Annotated in this window: 17 protein-coding genes and 1 pseudogene; 17 read left to right on the top strand and 1 reads right to left on the bottom strand. The window is 62.2% G+C overall.

The window, feature by feature from the left end:
• The 10 genes and pseudogenes from IL54_RS25055 to IL54_RS18105 all read left to right on the top strand — a co-directional run.
• A pseudogene (locus IL54_RS25055) lies at positions 1 to 573 on the top strand (serine protease); the annotation flags it as partial.
• A 199-nt stretch (positions 574 to 772) separates the two neighbouring features.
• Entirely contained in the window at positions 773 to 1327 is a 555-nt protein-coding gene (locus IL54_RS18065; protein WP_037479226.1) for a F0F1 ATP synthase subunit delta, read from the top strand.
• A gap of 2 nt (positions 1328 to 1329) precedes the next feature.
• On the top strand, positions 1330 to 2859 hold the full coding sequence (atpA, locus tag IL54_RS18070) for a F0F1 ATP synthase subunit alpha (RefSeq protein WP_037477463.1): 1530 nt from the start codon (positions 1330 to 1332) through the stop codon (positions 2857 to 2859).
• Positions 2856 to 3242: a hypothetical protein gene (locus IL54_RS18075; RefSeq protein WP_193378882.1), complete on the top strand. Its 387-nt coding sequence runs from the start codon at positions 2856 to 2858 to the stop codon at positions 3240 to 3242. The genes atpA and IL54_RS18075 overlap by 4 nt, the downstream gene beginning before the upstream one ends.
• A gap of 12 nt (positions 3243 to 3254) precedes the next feature.
• A complete protein-coding gene (locus tag IL54_RS18080) occupies positions 3255 to 4139 on the top strand; it encodes a F0F1 ATP synthase subunit gamma (protein ID WP_037477465.1) in 885 nt (294 codons plus the stop codon).
• A 24-nt stretch (positions 4140 to 4163) separates the two neighbouring features.
• Positions 4164 to 5609 carry a F0F1 ATP synthase subunit beta gene (gene atpD, locus IL54_RS18085; RefSeq protein ID WP_037477467.1) on the top strand — a complete coding sequence of 482 codons (1446 nt, stop codon included), beginning with the start codon at positions 4164 to 4166 and terminating at the stop codon, positions 5607 to 5609.
• Between the two features lie 178 nt (positions 5610 to 5787).
• Positions 5788 to 6042 carry an ATP synthase F1 subunit epsilon gene (locus tag IL54_RS18090; protein WP_037477469.1) on the top strand — a complete coding sequence of 85 codons (255 nt, stop codon included), beginning with the start codon at positions 5788 to 5790 and terminating at the stop codon, positions 6040 to 6042.
• Positions 6043 to 6249: 207 nt separating this feature from the next.
• Positions 6250 to 7773, top strand: a complete 1524-nt coding sequence (locus tag IL54_RS18095; RefSeq protein WP_037477472.1) for a CpaF family protein — start codon at positions 6250 to 6252, stop codon at positions 7771 to 7773.
• A gap of 95 nt (positions 7774 to 7868) precedes the next feature.
• A complete protein-coding gene (locus IL54_RS18100; protein WP_037477474.1) occupies positions 7869 to 8681 on the top strand; it encodes a class I SAM-dependent methyltransferase in 813 nt (270 codons plus the stop codon).
• A gap of 88 nt (positions 8682 to 8769) precedes the next feature.
• Complete coding sequence (locus IL54_RS18105) at positions 8770 to 9654, top strand: DMT family transporter (protein ID WP_272945523.1); 885 nt, start codon at positions 8770 to 8772, stop codon at positions 9652 to 9654.
• Here the strand turns inward: IL54_RS18105 and IL54_RS18110 are convergent.
• A complete protein-coding gene (locus tag IL54_RS18110; RefSeq protein WP_037477476.1) occupies positions 9626 to 10057 on the bottom strand; it encodes an OsmC family protein in 432 nt (143 codons plus the stop codon). The two genes, IL54_RS18105 and IL54_RS18110, sit on opposite strands and share 29 nt — an antisense overlap.
• An 87-nt stretch (positions 10058 to 10144) precedes the next feature.
• On the opposite strand from IL54_RS18110, the gene IL54_RS18115 reads away from it, so the two are divergent.
• The 7 genes from IL54_RS18115 to IL54_RS25060 form a co-directional block, all read left to right on the top strand.
• Entirely contained in the window at positions 10145 to 10510 is a 366-nt protein-coding gene (locus IL54_RS18115) for a PRC-barrel domain-containing protein (protein WP_037477478.1), read from the top strand.
• A 178-nt stretch (positions 10511 to 10688) separates the two neighbouring features.
• A complete protein-coding gene (locus IL54_RS18120) occupies positions 10689 to 11354 on the top strand; it encodes an RBBP9/YdeN family alpha/beta hydrolase (protein ID WP_037477480.1) in 666 nt (221 codons plus the stop codon).
• A 92-nt stretch (positions 11355 to 11446) separates the two neighbouring features.
• Positions 11447 to 11635 (top strand): YezD family protein, encoded by a 189-nt coding sequence (locus tag IL54_RS18125; RefSeq protein ID WP_037477482.1) that lies wholly within the window; start codon positions 11447 to 11449, stop codon positions 11633 to 11635.
• A gap of 166 nt (positions 11636 to 11801) precedes the next feature.
• A complete protein-coding gene (locus IL54_RS18130) occupies positions 11802 to 14264 on the top strand; it encodes a TonB-dependent receptor (protein WP_037477485.1) in 2463 nt (820 codons plus the stop codon).
• 90 nt (positions 14265 to 14354) lie between these two features.
• Positions 14355 to 15227, top strand: coding sequence for a 3-methyl-2-oxobutanoate hydroxymethyltransferase (panB, locus tag IL54_RS18135; RefSeq protein ID WP_037477487.1), 873 nt, complete (start codon positions 14355 to 14357; stop codon positions 15225 to 15227).
• A 78-nt stretch (positions 15228 to 15305) separates the two neighbouring features.
• Positions 15306 to 16004: a tetratricopeptide repeat protein gene (locus IL54_RS18140; protein ID WP_037477489.1), complete on the top strand. Its 699-nt coding sequence runs from the start codon at positions 15306 to 15308 to the stop codon at positions 16002 to 16004.
• A 22-nt stretch (positions 16005 to 16026) separates the two neighbouring features.
• The coding region (locus tag IL54_RS25060; RefSeq protein WP_237748931.1) for an outer membrane protein assembly factor BamB family protein at positions 16027 to 16455 on the top strand (429 nt) is incomplete at its 3' end.

Here is a 16455-nt window from a genome sequence, read left to right on the forward strand (position 1 = left end):
GCCATATGGGGCATTGGCGGCGGCGGGGCGTTGCTGTTCGCCGCGCTGGCCCTGTTCGTGTTCAAGCCGAGTTTCGACACGATCGAGGAACGCACGGCTTTGCCGCAGGACAAGAGCATCACAGGCAATGGCGCCTATGCCTGGGCCGGGGACAATATCTGCCGGGTCGACCTGCAGCGCAGCCGCCTCTCCGTTTCGCAGCCCAACGATATCGGGTTCAACTGGGCCGAAGGTGGCTGCGTCGATGGCGACACGCAATATGTCGCGAGTGGGACCAAATGGCAGCGCGCGAGTATCCCCGCGCAGGGCAATTTCGTGACCATGAGCGCGTTCGATCCGGTCAGTGGCACGCTGCGCGTCCAGCGCTGGCTGCCCGATATGGAGAATATGGCCAAGGCGCGCGCGCTGCTGGGCGACAAGCCTTTCCCCGGTTGCGGCAGTGACCCAGAAGCCCTGGCGCGCATCGCTACGCTGCAATCGGACCTGACCACGCTGCTGCCCGCCCAGCCCAATGAGCGGATCGTCTATCATTGCCAGAAGGGACGGCTTGCCCCGGCCGAAGCGGCGCAATAGCCGATTCGCGCGGGCGATAAAAACTCAGGCAAATGGCGCGCCCTTCCGACTAATGATGGAATCGCGCACCATGACTTGCATAGTCATAATCGCGCTGCTAACCGGCCCGACAACAAGGGGGACGGGCGTAACTGCTCCCCTCTCTTTTTGCATGACCGGCAAATCACCTGCCAGTAAGTCAATGGAGGACGGCAAGCGCGTGGAGACTAATGGCGGCATACAGGCCAGCCTCAGCGGCCGCTACGCGGTGGCGCTGTTCGATCTGGCTCGCGACGCGAACGCGCTCGACACGGTGGCGCAAAGCCTGTCCGGGTTGAAGGCGGCTATCGCCCAATCCCCTGATTTCAAGGGCCTTATCAACAGCCCCGTGCTGAGCCGGGACGCATCGGGCAAGACGATCGCGGCCGTGGCATCCGCCATGGGCATCGATCCGCTGACGACGAAATTCCTGGGCGTGCTGGCGCAGAACCGTCGCCTGGGGCAATTGGGCGCGGTCATCCGCACCTATGAAACGCTGCTGTCGAATCACAAGGGCGAGGCCCGCGCCGAAGTGACGAGCGCGCATCCGCTCGACGCGCAGCAGATCGCCGCGCTGGCACAAAATCTGCGCGCCCGCGTCGGCCGCACCGTCGCCGTCGATGCCAAAGTCGACCCCGCGATCCTGGGCGGGCTGGTCGTCAAGATCGGCAGCCAGATGATCGACAGCTCCATTCGTACCCGTTTGAATAGTCTCGCTATGGCGATGAAAGGCTGAACATGGATATCAACGCCGCAGAAATCTCGAAGGTCATCAAGGACCAGATCGCCAATTTCGGCACCGAAGCGCAGGTCAGCGAAGTCGGTTCCGTTCTGACCGTGGGTGACGGCATCGCCCGCGTCCATGGCCTCGACAACGTCCAGGCGGGCGAGATGGTCGAATTCGCCAACGGGATTCAGGGCATGGCGCTGAACCTGGAAGCCGACAATGTCGGTGTCGTGATCTTCGGGTCCGACAGCGAGATCAAGGAAGGCGACACCGTCAAGCGCACCGGCACCATCGTCGACGTGCCCGTCGGCAAGGGTCTGCTGGGTCGCGTCGTGGACGGCCTTGGTAATCCCATCGACGGCAAGGGTCCGATCGTGTCCGACCAGCGCATGCGCGTCGAGCGCAAGGCGCCCGGCATCATCCCGCGCACCTCGGTCCATGAGCCCGTGCAGACCGGCCTCAAGGCCATCGACACGCTCGTCCCCGTCGGCCGCGGCCAGCGCGAACTGATCATCGGCGATCGCCAGACCGGCAAGACCGCCGTCGCGATCGATACCTTCATCAACCAGAAGACCGCCAATGCGGGCGATGACGAGAGCAAGAAGCTCTACTGCATCTATGTCGCGATCGGCCAGAAGCGCTCGACCGTGGCGCAGATCGTCAAGCAGCTCGAAGAAAATGGCGCGATGGAATATTCGATCGTCGTCGCCGCTACCGCTTCCGAGCCTGCCCCGCTTCAATATCTTGCGCCCTATACCGGCGTGACCATGGGCGAATATTTCCGCGACAACGGCATGCACGCCGTCATCGTCTATGACGATCTGTCCAAGCAGGCCGTCGCCTATCGCCAGATGTCGCTGCTGCTGCGTCGTCCTCCGGGCCGCGAAGCCTATCCTGGCGACGTTTTCTATCTGCACAGCCGCTTGCTGGAGCGCGCGGCGAAGATGAACAGCGACAATGGATCGGGTTCGCTGACCGCGTTGCCCATCATCGAGACCCAGGCGGGCGACGTGTCGGCCTATATTCCGACCAACGTGATTTCGATCACCGACGGCCAGATCTTCCTCGAAACCAACCTCTTCTACCAGGGTATCCGCCCGGCCATCAACGTCGGCCTGTCGGTGTCGCGCGTCGGTTCCGCCGCGCAGACCAAGGCGATGAAGAAGGTGTCCGGCTCGATCAAGCTGGAGCTGGCGCAATATCGCGAAATGGCGGCCTTCGCCCAGTTCGGTTCGGACCTTGATGCTTCGACGCAGAAGCTGCTGAACCGTGGCGCGCGCCTGACCGAGCTGCTCAAGCAGGCGCAATTCTCGCCCCTGCCCTTCGAAGAGCAGACCGCGTCGATCTTCGCTGGCACCAACGGCTATCTCGACGGGATCGCCGTCAGCGATGTGAACCGCTATGAAGAGATGATGCTGGGCTATCTGCGCCACGAACATGCCGACGTGCTGGGCATGATCCGCGATACCAAGGATCTGGGTGACGAAGCCAAGAGCAAGCTCAAGGCCGCGCTCGACAGCTTCGGCAAGACGTTCGCGTGATCGCTCGCGCCGCTCTTCTGCTGGCGTGCGTCACCGCTGCTCCTGCGTTCGCGCAAGGATCGGCGGATGACGTCGCCTCGGGCGGCGCGCTCAATGGTCGCTGGACGGTCGATCTGTCGCCCGCCGGAGACAAAAGCTACGTCAAGACGATGGCGTTGACGCTTCAAGCGGACGGCAGCGTGTCGGGTAGCTTTTACGATAGCGACATTCAAACGGGGCGCTGGAAAGCCGGAAACGGCCGTACCTGCGTCAGCTTTCGGACGACGGACGGGGCCGGTCCCTATCACACGGCCGCTTGTCTGACAGGCGGCAAGGTGGAAGGGCAGACATGGGCCGAACATCGCAATTTCCTGTTCAACTGGAACGCCGAGCGCGCCCAATGACGGTAGTGAACAATGGCTAGTCTTAAAGAACTGAAGATCCGGATCGGGTCGGTCAAATCGACCCAGAAGATCACCAAGGCGAAGCAGATGGTCGCCGCCGCGAAGCTGCGCAAGGCGCAGGCCGCAGCGGAAGCCGCGCGTCCCTATAGCAGCCGTCTGGAAGCCGTGGTCGCCAGCCTCGCGTCGAAGATTGCGGGCGGTTCGGGCGAAGGCGCATCGCCGCTGCTGGCGGGCACCGGCAAGGATGAGGTGCATCTGCTGGTCGTCGCCAACTCCGACCGTGGCCTCGCTGGCGCGTTCAACGCGAACATCGTCAAGGCCGCACGCGTGAAGGCGGATGCGCTGATCGAGCAGGGCAAGACGGTGAAATTCTACCTGATCGGCCGCAAGGGTCGCCCGGTGATCAACCGCCTCTACCCCGGCGCGATCGTTGCCCAGTTCGATACCACCGGCGCCAAGCAGCCCGGCTATGATCAGGCGCAGGCGATCGCTAACGAGCTGACCACCATGTATCTGGACGGCAAGTTCGACATGGCGCACCTTTTCTATTCGCGCTTCAAGTCGGCCCTGTCGCAAATCCCGACCGAGCAGCAGATCATCCCCGTCAAGATCCCGGCCGATGCCGACCGCAACGCCATTGGCGCCACGGTGGAATATGAGCCGAGCGAGGAAGCGATCCTGGACGACCTGCTGCCGCGCAACATCGCGATCCAGCTGTTCAAGGCGCTGCTGGAAAACAACGCATCCGAACAGGGCGCGTCGATGAATGCGATGGACAATGCCACGCGCAACGCAGGCGACCTGATCAACAAGCTGACCATCCAGTATAACCGCAGCCGCCAGGCCGCGATCACCACTGAACTGGTCGAAATCATCTCGGGCGCGGAAGCCCTCTAAGTACACGCACGCAAGGAAGCAGTCATGGCAACCACCAACAATGTAGGCCGCATTTCGCAGGTCATCGGCGCCGTCGTCGACGTGACCTTCCCCGATGCGCTCCCGTTCATCCTCTCGGCGCTGGAAACCAGCAATAACGGACAGCGGCTGGTGCTCGAAGTCGCCCAGCATCTGGGCGAAAACACCGTCCGCACCATCGCGATGGATTCGACCGAAGGTCTGACCCGCGGCCAGGAAGTCACCGACACCGGCGCGCAGATCAGCGTTCCCGTCGGTCCGGCCACGCTCGGCCGCATTCTCAACGTCGTCGGTGAACCGATCGACGAACGCGGCCCGGTGCAGACCGAGATGCGCTCGCCCATCCATGCCAAGGCACCCGATTTCGTCGACCAGTCGACCGAAAGCTCAATCCTGGTCACCGGCATCAAGGTCATCGACCTTCTCGCCCCTTATGCCAAGGGCGGCAAGATCGGCCTGTTCGGCGGCGCGGGCGTGGGCAAGACGGTTCTCATTCAGGAACTCATCAACAACATCGCCAAGGGCCATGGCGGCACGTCGGTCTTCGCAGGCGTGGGTGAGCGGACCCGTGAGGGCAACGATCTCTATCACGAATTCCTCGACGCAGGCGTTATCGCCAAGGACGCCGATGGCAACGCCATTTCCGAAGGCTCCAAGGTTGCGCTGGTTTATGGCCAGATGAACGAGCCTCCAGGCGCGCGTGCCCGCGTTGCCCTGTCGGGCCTGACCATCGCCGAATATTTCCGCGACGTCGAAAATCAGGACGTGCTGTTCTTCGTCGACAATATCTTCCGCTTCACCCAGGCAGGCGCGGAAGTGTCCGCTCTGCTCGGCCGTATCCCGTCGGCCGTGGGCTATCAGCCGACGCTGGCGACCGACATGGGCCAGTTGCAGGAGCGCATCACCTCGACCAATAAGGGTTCGATCACTTCGATCCAGGCCGTGTACGTTCCCGCGGACGATCTTACCGATCCGGCACCGGCAACCTCGTTCGCGCATCTTGATGCGACCACGAACCTCAACCGCGCGATTTCGGAGCTGGGCATCTACCCGGCGGTCGATCCGCTCGATTCGACCAGCCGCATGCTGACCGCCCGCACCGTGGGCCAGGAACATTATGACACCGCCCGCGCGGTCCAGTCGATCCTGCAGAAGTATAAGTCGCTGCAGGACATCATCGCCATTCTGGGCATGGACGAGCTGTCCGAAGAGGATAAGCTGACCGTTGCCCGCGCGCGCAAGATCCAGAAGTTCCTTTCGCAGCCCTTCCACGTCGCCGAAGTCTTCACCGGCATCAGCGGCAAGTTCGTGCAGATCGAAGACACGGTGAAGTCGTTCAAGGCCGTGGTCGATGGCGAATATGACCATCTGCCCGAAAACGCCTTCTACATGGTCGGCGGCATCGACGAAGCCGTCGAGAAGGCCAAGAAGCTGGCCGCCGAAGCGGCGTAAGCAGAATCTATCTAGCCCTCTCCCGCCTTCGCGGGAGAGGGTTGGGTGAGGGTCTTCCTCTCTTTCTGGCAATGAGCGGAAAGACAGGAAGACCCTCACCGACTTTGACTAGGCAGCAAGCTGCCAAGTCTTCGTAGCCTCTCCCGCGAAGGCGGGAGAGGGCAAGAGGATCGAAAACATGGCACTGCATTTTGAACTCGTGACCCCCGAAAAGCTCGTTCGTGCGGCGGACGTGTGGCAGGTCGTGGTGCCGGGCACCGATGGCGACTTCGGCGTGCTGGAGGGCCATGCGCCTTTCATGTCGACCGTGCGCGACGGCAGCATCCAGATCTATGCGTCGGCAGGGGCCACGCCGGAGATTATTCCGGTCCAGGGCGGCTTTGCCGAGGTCAATGAAAAGGGCCTGACGGTGCTGGCCGAAAAGGCGGGTTGATCCTTCAGCGATAGAGCGGCGGGCATTGGCCCAACCGCATGAGGAGGGGTGCTGTTGGCGCCCCTTTTTATTGTCACCCTATGTTCGCCCCCGTGGGCGGGCACTGATTGGCCAATGCGCCATTAGCCATTTGTCAAAGTTTCCAATCTATTCACCTTATCCGACACCATCAGGCCGGCGACGGTCGCGAATTGCTGGCGGAGATATATGAGCGCCTTTGGACGGAAAAATGGACCTGCCGCGATCAAGACCGGCTTTGGCGTCGCCCGACCGATGCACGGCGGCAGCGCGAAGGAGGAGCCGCGCGGCGGCGACCAGTTCCCGCCACTCGACATAGCGTCGCTGCCCGGCGAGAGTTTCGACTCGTTGTCTGCCCCGACAAGCCAGATGCAGCGCAATGCCGATGCGATGATGCGCCTGTCCGATCGCGCCAATGCCGAGCATCTGCCCGACGCCGGGCCGCAAGGGTTCGAGGCGAGCGTCCACAAGATCAAGGAGCAGGTGCTGCCCCGCCTGCTGGAACGTGTCGACCCCGAAGCCGCGGCGACGCTGACCAAGGATGAGCTGGCGGAGGAATTCCGCCCGATCATCCTGGAGGTGCTGGCCGAACTCAAGCTCACCCTCAACCGGCGCGAACAATTCGCGCTGGAAAAGGTGCTGGTCGATGAATTGCTGGGCCTTGGCCCGCTCGAAGAATTGCTGAACGACCCGGACATCACCGACATCATGGTGAACGGACCGGACCAGACCTATATCGAAAAAAAGGGCAAGCTGGTCATCGCCCCGATCAAGTTCCGCGATGAGGAGCATCTGTTCCAGATCGCGCAGCGGATCGTCAACAAGGTCGGCCGCCGCGTCGATCAGACTACACCGCTGGCCGACGCCCGCCTGCCCGACGGCAGCCGCGTCAACGTGATCGTGCCGCCGCTGAGCCTCAAGGGCACGGCGATCTCGATCCGTAAATTTTCCGCCAAGCCGATTACGCTCGACATGCTGGCCAATTGGGGCGCGATGAGCCCCAAAATGGCGACCGCGCTCAAGATTGCCGGTGCCTGCCGGTTCAACATCGTCATTTCGGGCGGCACCGGTTCGGGCAAGACGACGATGCTTAACGCCCTGTCGAAAATGATCGATCCGGGTGAGCGCGTGCTGACGATCGAGGATGCGGCGGAACTGCGCCTGCAACAGCCGCACTGGCTGCCGCTCGAAACCCGCCCGGCCAATCTGGAAGGCAATGGCGCCATCACCATCGGCGATCTCGTCAAGAACGCCCTGCGTATGCGGCCGGACCGCATCATTCTGGGCGAAATTCGTGGCGCGGAATGTTTCGATCTGCTGGCGGCGATGAACACCGGCCATGATGGCTCTATGTGTACGCTGCACGCCAACAGCCCGCGCGAATGCCTGGGCCGTATGGAAAATATGATCCTGATGGGCGACATCAAAATCCCCAAGGAAGCAATTTCCAAGCAGATTGCCGATTCGGTCGACCTGATCATCCAGGTGAAACGCCTGCGCGACGGATCCCGCCGCATCACCAACGTCACCGAAGTCATCGGTATGGAGGGCGACGTCATCGTCACCCAGGAATTGTTCAAATTCGAATATCATGACGAGGATGACAGCGGGAAGATCGTCGGCGAATATCGCTCGATGGGCTTGCGTCCCTATACGCTCGACAAGGCGCGGATGTTCGGCTTCGACCAGCCGTTTCTGGAGGCGTGTCTGTAAGTTATGATGTTCGGGAGGGGTTTTCCCTTCCATTCCCCTTGCGCTTGGCACGGGCGGACGGCACATCAGCCTCTCCCTATAAGAGAGGATCCCCGATGAACCGTCTCGCCCGTACCGCACTTGTTGCAACCGCCCTTTGCCTTCCCCTCCTGCCGCTGGCCGCCCAGCATGCCGATCATGCCGCGCATCAGGCTGCCGACCCGATCGCGGCCGCTGTCGCCGCACCGAGCCGTACCCCGGCCAATGTCGCGCGCGACCAATATCGCCATCCGGCCGAGACGCTGGCCTTCTTCGGCGTCACCCCCACCCAGACCGTGGTGGAATATAGCCCCAGCGGTGGCTGGTATTCCGAAATCCTCGCACCCCTGCTGCGCGACAAGGGGCGTTTCTACGCGCTCCAGCCTAGCGGCCGTTATCTGGACGGCTACAAGACGTTCCTGGCCGCCAAGCCGACAGTCTATGACAAGGTGACGCTGGTTGCCCATCCCGATGCAGCCGGCACGATCCCGGCGGGGAGCGTGGATACGGTGCTGACCTTCCGCAACGTCCATAATATGGTCATGGCAGGCAGCGAAGCGGCAACCTTCAAGGCCTTCTTCGCGATGCTCAAGCCCGGCGGCACGCTGGGCGTGGTCGATCATCGCCTGCCCGAAGATCGCGACAGCGCGCTGGAAAAGAGCAGCGGCTATCTCAAAGTCTCGACCATCAAGCGGATTGCGCAGGAGGCAGGCTTTGAATTTGTCGAGGCGTCGGAAGTGAATGCCAACCCCAAGGATACGACCGATTGGGCCAAGGGCGTGTGGACATTGCCGCCTGGCCTCAGCCAGAAGGAGGTCGATCGCGACAAATATCTCGCTATTGGCGAGAGTGACCGGATGACGCTCAAATTCCGCAAGCCTGCGGCATAAGCCTTTCCTGACCAAGCCCGGTTGCGTCATCGCGCGACCGGGCTAAGGCGGGGGCGTGACCCTTGCCGCCCGCCCCCATCGCCCGCTCCTGGCCATCGGCCTACGCCTGACCGCGGTGATCTGCCTGTCGGCGATGTTCGTGACGGTGCGGATCGTCGACCAGCGCGGCGTGCATATCGTCGAATCGCTCTTTTACCGGCAGGCGCTTGCCCTGCCCTTCGTGATCGCCTGGCTTTCCATGTCCGGCGGACTGGGCGCGGTGCGGACACGGCGGATCGGCTTGCATGCCAGCCGGATGCTGCTGGGCATGACCGGCATGCTGCTCAATTTCCTGTCCTATATCCTGCTGTTGCCCGCCGAGGCGGCAACGATCGGCTTCACCATGCCGATTTTCGGCACCATCCTGTCGGCGCTGATCTTGCGCGAAGCTACGGGCGTGCATCGCTGGAGTGCAGTGCTGATCGGCTTTGTTGGCGTGCTGGTGATGATCCGGCCCGAAGCGGGGCATTTTCCGATGCAGGGCGTCGCGGTCGCGATCGTGGCCGCGATCGTGACCGCCAGCGTCAGCCTGGTGCTGCGCGCGCTGGGCCGGACGGAAAATGCTGGCGTGGTCGTATTCTGGTTCACCACGCTGTCGATGATCCCGCTGGGCATTGCCATGCCCTTCTTTGCGCAGAGCCATGATCCGCTGACATGGGGGCTGCTGCTGCTGATCGGCTGTGTCGGCGGGATCGCGCAGTTGTGCCTCACCGCATCGCTGCGATGGGGGCCGGTGTCTGTGGTGCTGCCGATGGATTATAGCGCGATCATCTGGACCACGTTGCTGGGCGTCGCGATCGGCGAGGATTGGCCGATGCTCACCACCTGGATCGGCGCGAGCCTGATCATCGCCAGCGGCCTGTATATTGCCTGGCGCGAACATCGTCGCGCCAGGCAATTGGTCGTCAGTTCAGCAGTTCAGCATCCAGACTGATCTCTGCCTTCAGCAACTTGGAGATCGGGCAGTTCGCCTTGGCCTTGCCCGCCAGTTCCTGGAAAGTAGCATCGTCGGTGCCGGGGATGGTCGCCTTGAGCGTCAAGTGGCTGGCCGTCACGGCAAAACCGTCATCCTGCTTTTCCAGCGTCACGACGGCATTGGTTTCCATCTTGTCCGCCGTCAGCCCGGCTTCGCCCAGGATCAGTGACAGCGCCATGGTGAAGCAGGAAGCGTGGGCGGCCGCGATCAGTTCTTCGGGGTTGCTGCCCGGCACACCTTCAAAGCGCGTGGCAAAGCCATAAGGGTAGGCGTCGAGCGCGCCGCTCTGGGTGGAGATGCTGCCCTTGCCGTCCTTGAGGCCACCACTCCAGGCCGCCGAACCGTTGCGATTGATCTTCATCGTGTCACTCCTCTTGTGTCAGCCATGGAACCCCAGCCCGCCCGCATGGTTGCATCAGTATAGCGACATTATGTGAGGAGAGTGACGATGGCCGAACTGGCTATGCACAATCGCGGCGACCTGATCGCATCGGACCGGGTCGAAGGCACCACGGTCTTCAACAAACAAGGCGAGAAACTCGGCAAGATTTCCAACTTCATGGTCGACAAGAAGAGCGGACAGGTGCGCTATGCCGTCCTGTCGTTCGGCGGGTTCCTCGGCATGGGCGAGGACCATTACCCCTTGCCCTGGTCGATGCTGGACTATGACGTGGAACAGGGCGGCTATGTCGTTGAACTGGACAAGCAACTGCTGGAGGATGCCCCCCGCTATGCCGACGAGCAGCGCCCCAATTATGACGACGGCTATGGTCGCAACGTCTATCAATATTATGGGCTGATCTACCCCTGGTAACAGCCCCCTTACCGCCTATCCCCAGGCGCGCGCGATCAACGGATCGCGTGCGCCTTTTTCTATGGTGGTCGCTTTCATCCCTATTCCGACCATCGAAAAACCGCCACTCCCTGCCGCTTGTCATTTGTCTATCTCATAGATAGAGTTATTGCAGGGGCGGAAGCAAGAGGAGTGAGTCATGAACCGATTCGGATATTCAAATGGCGCTCAACAGCCGGTGGTGCTTTTGGTCCCAGGCCTGAACAATAGCGGACCTGACCATTGGCAAACCCGGTGGGAGGAAAGCCGGGGCGATTGCCGACGGGTTGATCTGGGTCGTTGGGCCAGTCCCAACCGCAATGCCTGGGTTACCCGCCTGGACGCGGCGATCCGTGAGATTGACGGGCCGGTCGTGCTGGCCGCCCACAGCCTGGGCTGCATTACCGTAGGCTGGTGGGGGGCGTTACAAAGCCAGGCCTATGGCTGGCCGGTGATTGGCGCATTGCTCGTCGCGCCGCCCGATTGCGAACGGGTGGAAACGCCTGATACGATCGGTGGCTTTGGCCCGACACCCCAATCACCGCTGCCCTTCCCCTCCATCCTGGTGGCGAGCCGCGATGATCCCTATATTTTCTTCGAGCGCGCCCATAGCATCGGCAAATATTGGGGCAGCGCGTTCGTCGATGCCGGGCATTGCGGGCATATCAACGCGGAATCGGGACTGGGCGACTGGGCGTTCGGACAGGGCTTGCTGGACCGATTGATCGACAATGCGCGCGTTCGGCCGCTGCCCACCCACCGGGCTTTACCGACCACGCATCGCATCCGGGCGGCGACCCACGGGGCGGCGCATGCGTACCGCTAATCCTGCAGGCGAGAAGCTGACGTTGACGCCACCCTAATTTTCATTATTTGTCTACTTATAAAGTTGAGATAAAGGAGGGGCAGGAGGTATATATGACGGACCAAAGACCGATCGAATTGCGACACACCCATGCCGATACGCCGCGCATCGACATCGCCGCGAGCATCGAAAAGATACGCGATGCTTTGCAGGAACTGCGCTTCGGCTCGATCACGCTGACGGTGCATGACGCCCGCGTGGTGCAGATCGACGTGACGGAAAAGACCCGCCTCACCGCCTGACAACAGGATGGGGCAACATCTTGCCGGTTCGGGCCGCGCGCCGTCGCAGCCTTTAACACCGGCGCATCATTGGGGCCTTGAAGCCCGACCTACTCGGCCATGACCGGACCACCGGAATCGCCGCGATCACACATCCACCGGACAGCCGGACCTAAAGGGGATAATTATGATTGCGCGTTTCCTGTTGCTCGCCAGCGTGGCGAGCGCTTCCATCATCGTGCCTGCCGCTTATGCGCAGACGCAAGCCCCCGACGGGGCACCGGACCAGTCCGACGCCGAGGCTCAGCGGGTGCGCGGCGATGTGATTGTCGTTACTGCGCGGCGTCGCCAGGAAACGGCGCAGCAAGTGCCGCTCGCCATCTCGGTAATCCGGGGCGACAGCATCGAATCGACCGGTAACTTCAACATCGTGAAGTTGCAGCAACTGGCCCCGACGCTGCAGGTCTACACTACCAATCCGCGCAACACATCGGTCAACATCCGTGGCCTTGGCGTGCCGTTCGGCCTGACCAGCGACGGGTTCGAACAGGGTGTCGGCATCTATGTCGACGATGTCTATAATTCGCGCGTTGCCGCCGCGACCTTCGATTTTCTGGACGTGGCGCAGGTCGAAGTGCTGCGCGGGCCGCAAGGCACGCTCTATGGCAAGAACACGACTGCTGGCGCGATCAACATCACGACCAACCAGCCAACCTTCGATTTCGAGGGGCGCGCCGAACTGACCGTCGGCAACCTGAACTATAAGCAGGCCAAGGCCGCCATTTCCGGCCCGCTGTCCGACACGATCGCCGCGCGGATCGCGATCGCATCGACCAGCCGTCGCGGCACATTGTTCAACACCACCAGCGACCGGTGGATCAACGAGCAGGACAATCTGGGTATTCGTGGCCAATTGCTGTTCAAACCGAACGAAGACCTCAGCATCACATTGTCGGGCGATTACAGCAAGCAAGACCCGGAAGGCTTTGGCACCGCGTTCGTGCGCGTCGGTCGCACCCAGCGCGCGCTCAACCGGCAATATGACGCGCTGGTCGCGGCGATCAATGCCGCCAATCCGGGCCGCAACTACACGCCCAGTCGCAATGTCTATGATCGCCTCACCGATCTCGATTCCAGCCTGAACGCAGGCAACAAGATTGGCGGCGCGTCGGTGAAGGTGAACTGGGATCTTGGCTCGGGCAAATTCACCTCCGTCACCGCCTGGCGCTTCTGGGACTGGAAGCCGGAAAATGATCGCGATTTTACCGGCCTGTCGATCGTGTCCCGATCGCAAAATCCGTCGCAGCAGAACCAGTATAGCCAGGAATTTCGCTATAGTCAGGAAGGCGACAAGATCGATTTCGTGGTCGGCCTGTTCGGCTTCAAGCAGCGGATCGACACCCAGGGCACGGAGCAGCAGGGTGCGGATGCCAGTCGGTGGAGCCTGACCGGGGCACAAGCCAACGACCCCAGCATTCTTCAGGGGCTGACCGCCAGCAACACGCAATATCTCAAGTCGGATAGCGCGGCGCTGTTCGGTCAACTCAGCTGGAAGGTTACGGACGCGCTGACCATTCAGCCGGGTGCGCGGATCAATTATGACAAGAAATCAGGTTTCTACGAACGTATCGTGACCAATGGTCAGGGCCAGCGTATCAGTTGCGCCCCCACCCCGGCGGCGGGATCGGTGCTGGCCGCGCAATGCGGCGTCTATCAACCGCAGGTCAGCGCGCCGTCGGACAGCGCCTGGAACTTCACCTATGATTTCAATGTGAACTACAAGGTCGCCCGCGACGTGCTTGCCTATGCGACCTATGCCAAAAGCTTCAAGACGCTGGGCATCAACCAGAACGGTCTGCCGCTGAATGCCGACAATACAGTGAATGTTGATGCGGGCACGGTGGAGCCGGAGTCGGTCAACCATTATGAAATCGGTTTGAAGACCCAGTTGTGGGATCGTCGGGCGACCTTCAACCTCTCCGCCTTCCGTACCGACATCAGGAATTTCCAGGCGACGGTGAATGGTGGCCAGTTCGGCACGGTGCGCGGCTACCTCGCCAACGCGGGCAAGGTCCGGTCGCAGGGCATCGAAGCCGACTTCAAGATCACGCCGAGCGATCGCTTCAGCGCCTATGCCAACGGTGCCTATACGGATGCGAAGTATAAGAGATTCACCAACGCACCCTGCCCGCCCGAATTGTCGGGCGGCACGCTTCAGCCCGCCAGTGCAACGCCGGATTATTCGCAAGCCGGTGTCCCCGGCGCGCTCAGCCCGCGCCAGTGCGATATTTCGGGGCAGGCACTGCCCGGCGTGTCGAAATGGGCCTTCTCCTACGGCGCGGAGGTCAATGCGCCGGTCACTTTGCTGGCGAAGGAGGGCCAGGTCTATCTTGGCGTCGATGGCAATTATCGGTCGCGCTGGAATTCGAACGCCTCGCCTTCAATCTATACCGAGGTCAAGGGCTATGCGCTCACCAACGTCCGTGCGGGCTTCCGGGGTGAGGGCTTCGATGCCTTTGGCTGGGTCCGCAATGCCTTCGACGTCAACTATATCGAAACATTGCAGGTTGCGCCGGGCAATACCGGCTTGATCGCGGGCCAGCCCGGCGATCCGCAAACCTGGGGCGGTACGATCAAATTCTCCTTCTGACAGGCTCCCACCCTGCGGGTGCGATTCCCTGGATCGCACCCGTTTCTTTGCGCATTTGCGGCCCGGCCCAGGGTGGGGTAGAGCGCACCCATGTCCACGACCTTCACGATCGACACGGCGACCAGCCGCGCCACGCCCACCCCGGCCCCCATGAAGCGGCTGACCGTGCCCGCCATCCAGCGGCGCAAGTTCGAGGGCAAGACGACAGAGCCGCTGGTGATGCTGACCGCCTACACCGCGCGCCAGGCGCAGTTGCTCGATCCGCATTGCGACATGCTGCTGGTCGGCGATTCGCTGGGACAGGTCATCTATGGCCTGCCATCCACGCTGGCCGTCACGCTCGACATGATGTGCGCCCATGGCGCCGCCGTCGTGCGCGGCAGCTATCATAGCGTCGTCATCATCGACATGCCCTTTGGCAGCTATGAAGCGTCGCCGCAGCAGGCCTTTGCCAGCGCCAGCCGCATCATGGCGGAAACCGGCGCGGCGGCGGTCAAGCTGGAGGGCGGGCAGGCCATGGCGGAGACGATCAGCTTCCTTGGCCAGCGCGGCATCCCGGTCATGGCGCATATCGGCCTGACCCCGCAAGCGGTCAATGCGCTGGGCGGCTATGGCGCGCGGGGCAAGAGCCAGCAGGAACATGCCAAGATCATGGCCGATGCGCGCGCCGTCGCCGATGCCGGTGCCTTCGCCATGGTGCTGGAGGGAGTAATGGAGGAACTGGCCGTTGCCATCACCGACAGCGTCGATGTGCCGGTCATAGGCATCGGTGCGTCCGCCCATTGCGACGGACAGGTACTGGTGACGGAGGATATGCTGGGCATGTTCGAGCGTGTACCCCGTTTCGTCAAACGGTTCGACAATATCGCCCAAAGCATCGACGGCGCCGCCCAGCGTTACGCCGCCGATGTGCGCAGCCGCGCCTTCCCCACCGAAGAACAGGTCTATCGCCCGAAAAAGTGATTTGCCTGTGGCATAAGCGCCGCTATTGGTCGCGCCTTCTGCCCTTACATATTTCTGATCCATGTCCCGGAGAATGCAGTGGCCCTGACGCCGCAAAATAGTGAAGCCTTCATGCGTGAAGTCGACGAAGCCGTCCGGCAGGACCAGCTCACGTCCTTCTGGCAGCGCTATGGCCGTGTGCTTCTGGTCGTGCTGGTCCTGAGCCTCGCGGCTTTTGGCGGCTGGCTCTATTGGCAGCAGCATCAGCAGAGCCAGTCGCAGGCGGTGTCCGAAGAGATGGACGCCGTATTGACGACGGCTGCTGGTGGCGGAACGCCTGACGCCAAGCAACTCGATACGTTGACCAAGGCTGACCAGCCGGGCTATCGCGCGTCCGCGCAACTGCTCAAGGCCGGTGTGGCCGCGCGCAAGGGCGACGCCAAAAGCGCTATCGCGCTATACGCAGCCATGGCCGCCGACACTGGCCTCGACCAACCCTATCGCGATCTGGCGCTGATCCGCCAGACCGCATTGGAATTTGAGACGCTCAAGCCCCAGCAAGTGGTCGATCGCCTCAAGCCGCTCGCGGTCGAGGGTGCGCCCTGGTTCGGCAGCGCGGGCGAACTGGTCGCCATCGCCTATGCCAAGATGGGCAAGACCGATCTGGCTGGCCCCATGTTCGCCGCGCTTGCCAAGGACAGCAATGTGCCGCAGTCGATCCGTTCACGCGCGCGTCAGATGGCAGGCGTCATGGGGATCGACGCGGTAGAGATACCGGCCGAGCCGACGGAAGGGTAACGAGGCAATGGGACAGCATAAGATGAAGAGATTTGCGCCCATGGGCCGCGCCCTGACGCTTACCGCCATGATTATGATGGTCGCCGGGTGCGGCATCATCGGCGGCAAGAAGGGCGGACCCAAGACCCCCGTGGTCGGCAATCGCGTATCCATCCTGACCAGCGAACAGGGTGTCGAGGTCGAACCGAGCCTGGCCGACGTGCAGGTCACCCTGCCCGCCCCAGCCGTCAATGACAGCTGGTCGCAGCCGGGCGGTGACCCGTCCAAGGCGATGGGTCATGTCGCGCTGGGCGGTTCGCCGACGCAGCTATGGACCGCGACCATCGACGGCAGCTCGCCGCAGGCCCGGCTGGCCGCTTCGCCCGTCGTGGCGGGCGGAAAGCTGTTCGTCACGGATGCGGGCGCGCATGTCATTGCGTTCGATGCCGCGAGCGGGTCAAAATTATGGCAG

The organism is Sphingobium sp. ba1 (assembly GCF_000743655.1).
In the GTDB taxonomy this organism is placed as follows: Bacteria; Pseudomonadota; Alphaproteobacteria; order Sphingomonadales; family Sphingomonadaceae; genus Sphingobium.

Coding starts and splice junctions, on each gene's coding strand:
- atpA (WP_037477463.1), top strand. CDS start 1,330: ATGGATATCAACGCCGCAGAAATCTCGAAGGTCATCAAGGACCAGATC.
- IL54_RS18080 (WP_037477465.1), top strand. CDS start 3,255: ATGGCTAGTCTTAAAGAACTGAAGATCCGGATCGGGTCGGTCAAATCG.
- atpD (WP_037477467.1), top strand. CDS start 4,164: ATGGCAACCACCAACAATGTAGGCCGCATTTCGCAGGTCATCGGCGCC.
- IL54_RS18090 (WP_037477469.1), top strand. CDS start 5,788: ATGGCACTGCATTTTGAACTCGTGACCCCCGAAAAGCTCGTTCGTGCG.
- IL54_RS18095 (WP_037477472.1), top strand. CDS start 6,250: ATGAGCGCCTTTGGACGGAAAAATGGACCTGCCGCGATCAAGACCGGC.
- IL54_RS18100 (WP_037477474.1), top strand. CDS start 7,869: ATGAACCGTCTCGCCCGTACCGCACTTGTTGCAACCGCCCTTTGCCTT.
- IL54_RS18110 (WP_037477476.1), bottom strand. CDS start 10,057: ATGAAGATCAATCGCAACGGTTCGGCGGCCTGGAGTGGTGGCCTCAAG.
- IL54_RS18115 (WP_037477478.1), top strand. CDS start 10,145: ATGGCCGAACTGGCTATGCACAATCGCGGCGACCTGATCGCATCGGAC.
- IL54_RS18120 (WP_037477480.1), top strand. CDS start 10,689: ATGAACCGATTCGGATATTCAAATGGCGCTCAACAGCCGGTGGTGCTT.
- IL54_RS18125 (WP_037477482.1), top strand. CDS start 11,447: ATGACGGACCAAAGACCGATCGAATTGCGACACACCCATGCCGATACG.
- IL54_RS18130 (WP_037477485.1), top strand. CDS start 11,802: ATGATTGCGCGTTTCCTGTTGCTCGCCAGCGTGGCGAGCGCTTCCATC.
- panB (WP_037477487.1), top strand. CDS start 14,355: ATGTCCACGACCTTCACGATCGACACGGCGACCAGCCGCGCCACGCCC.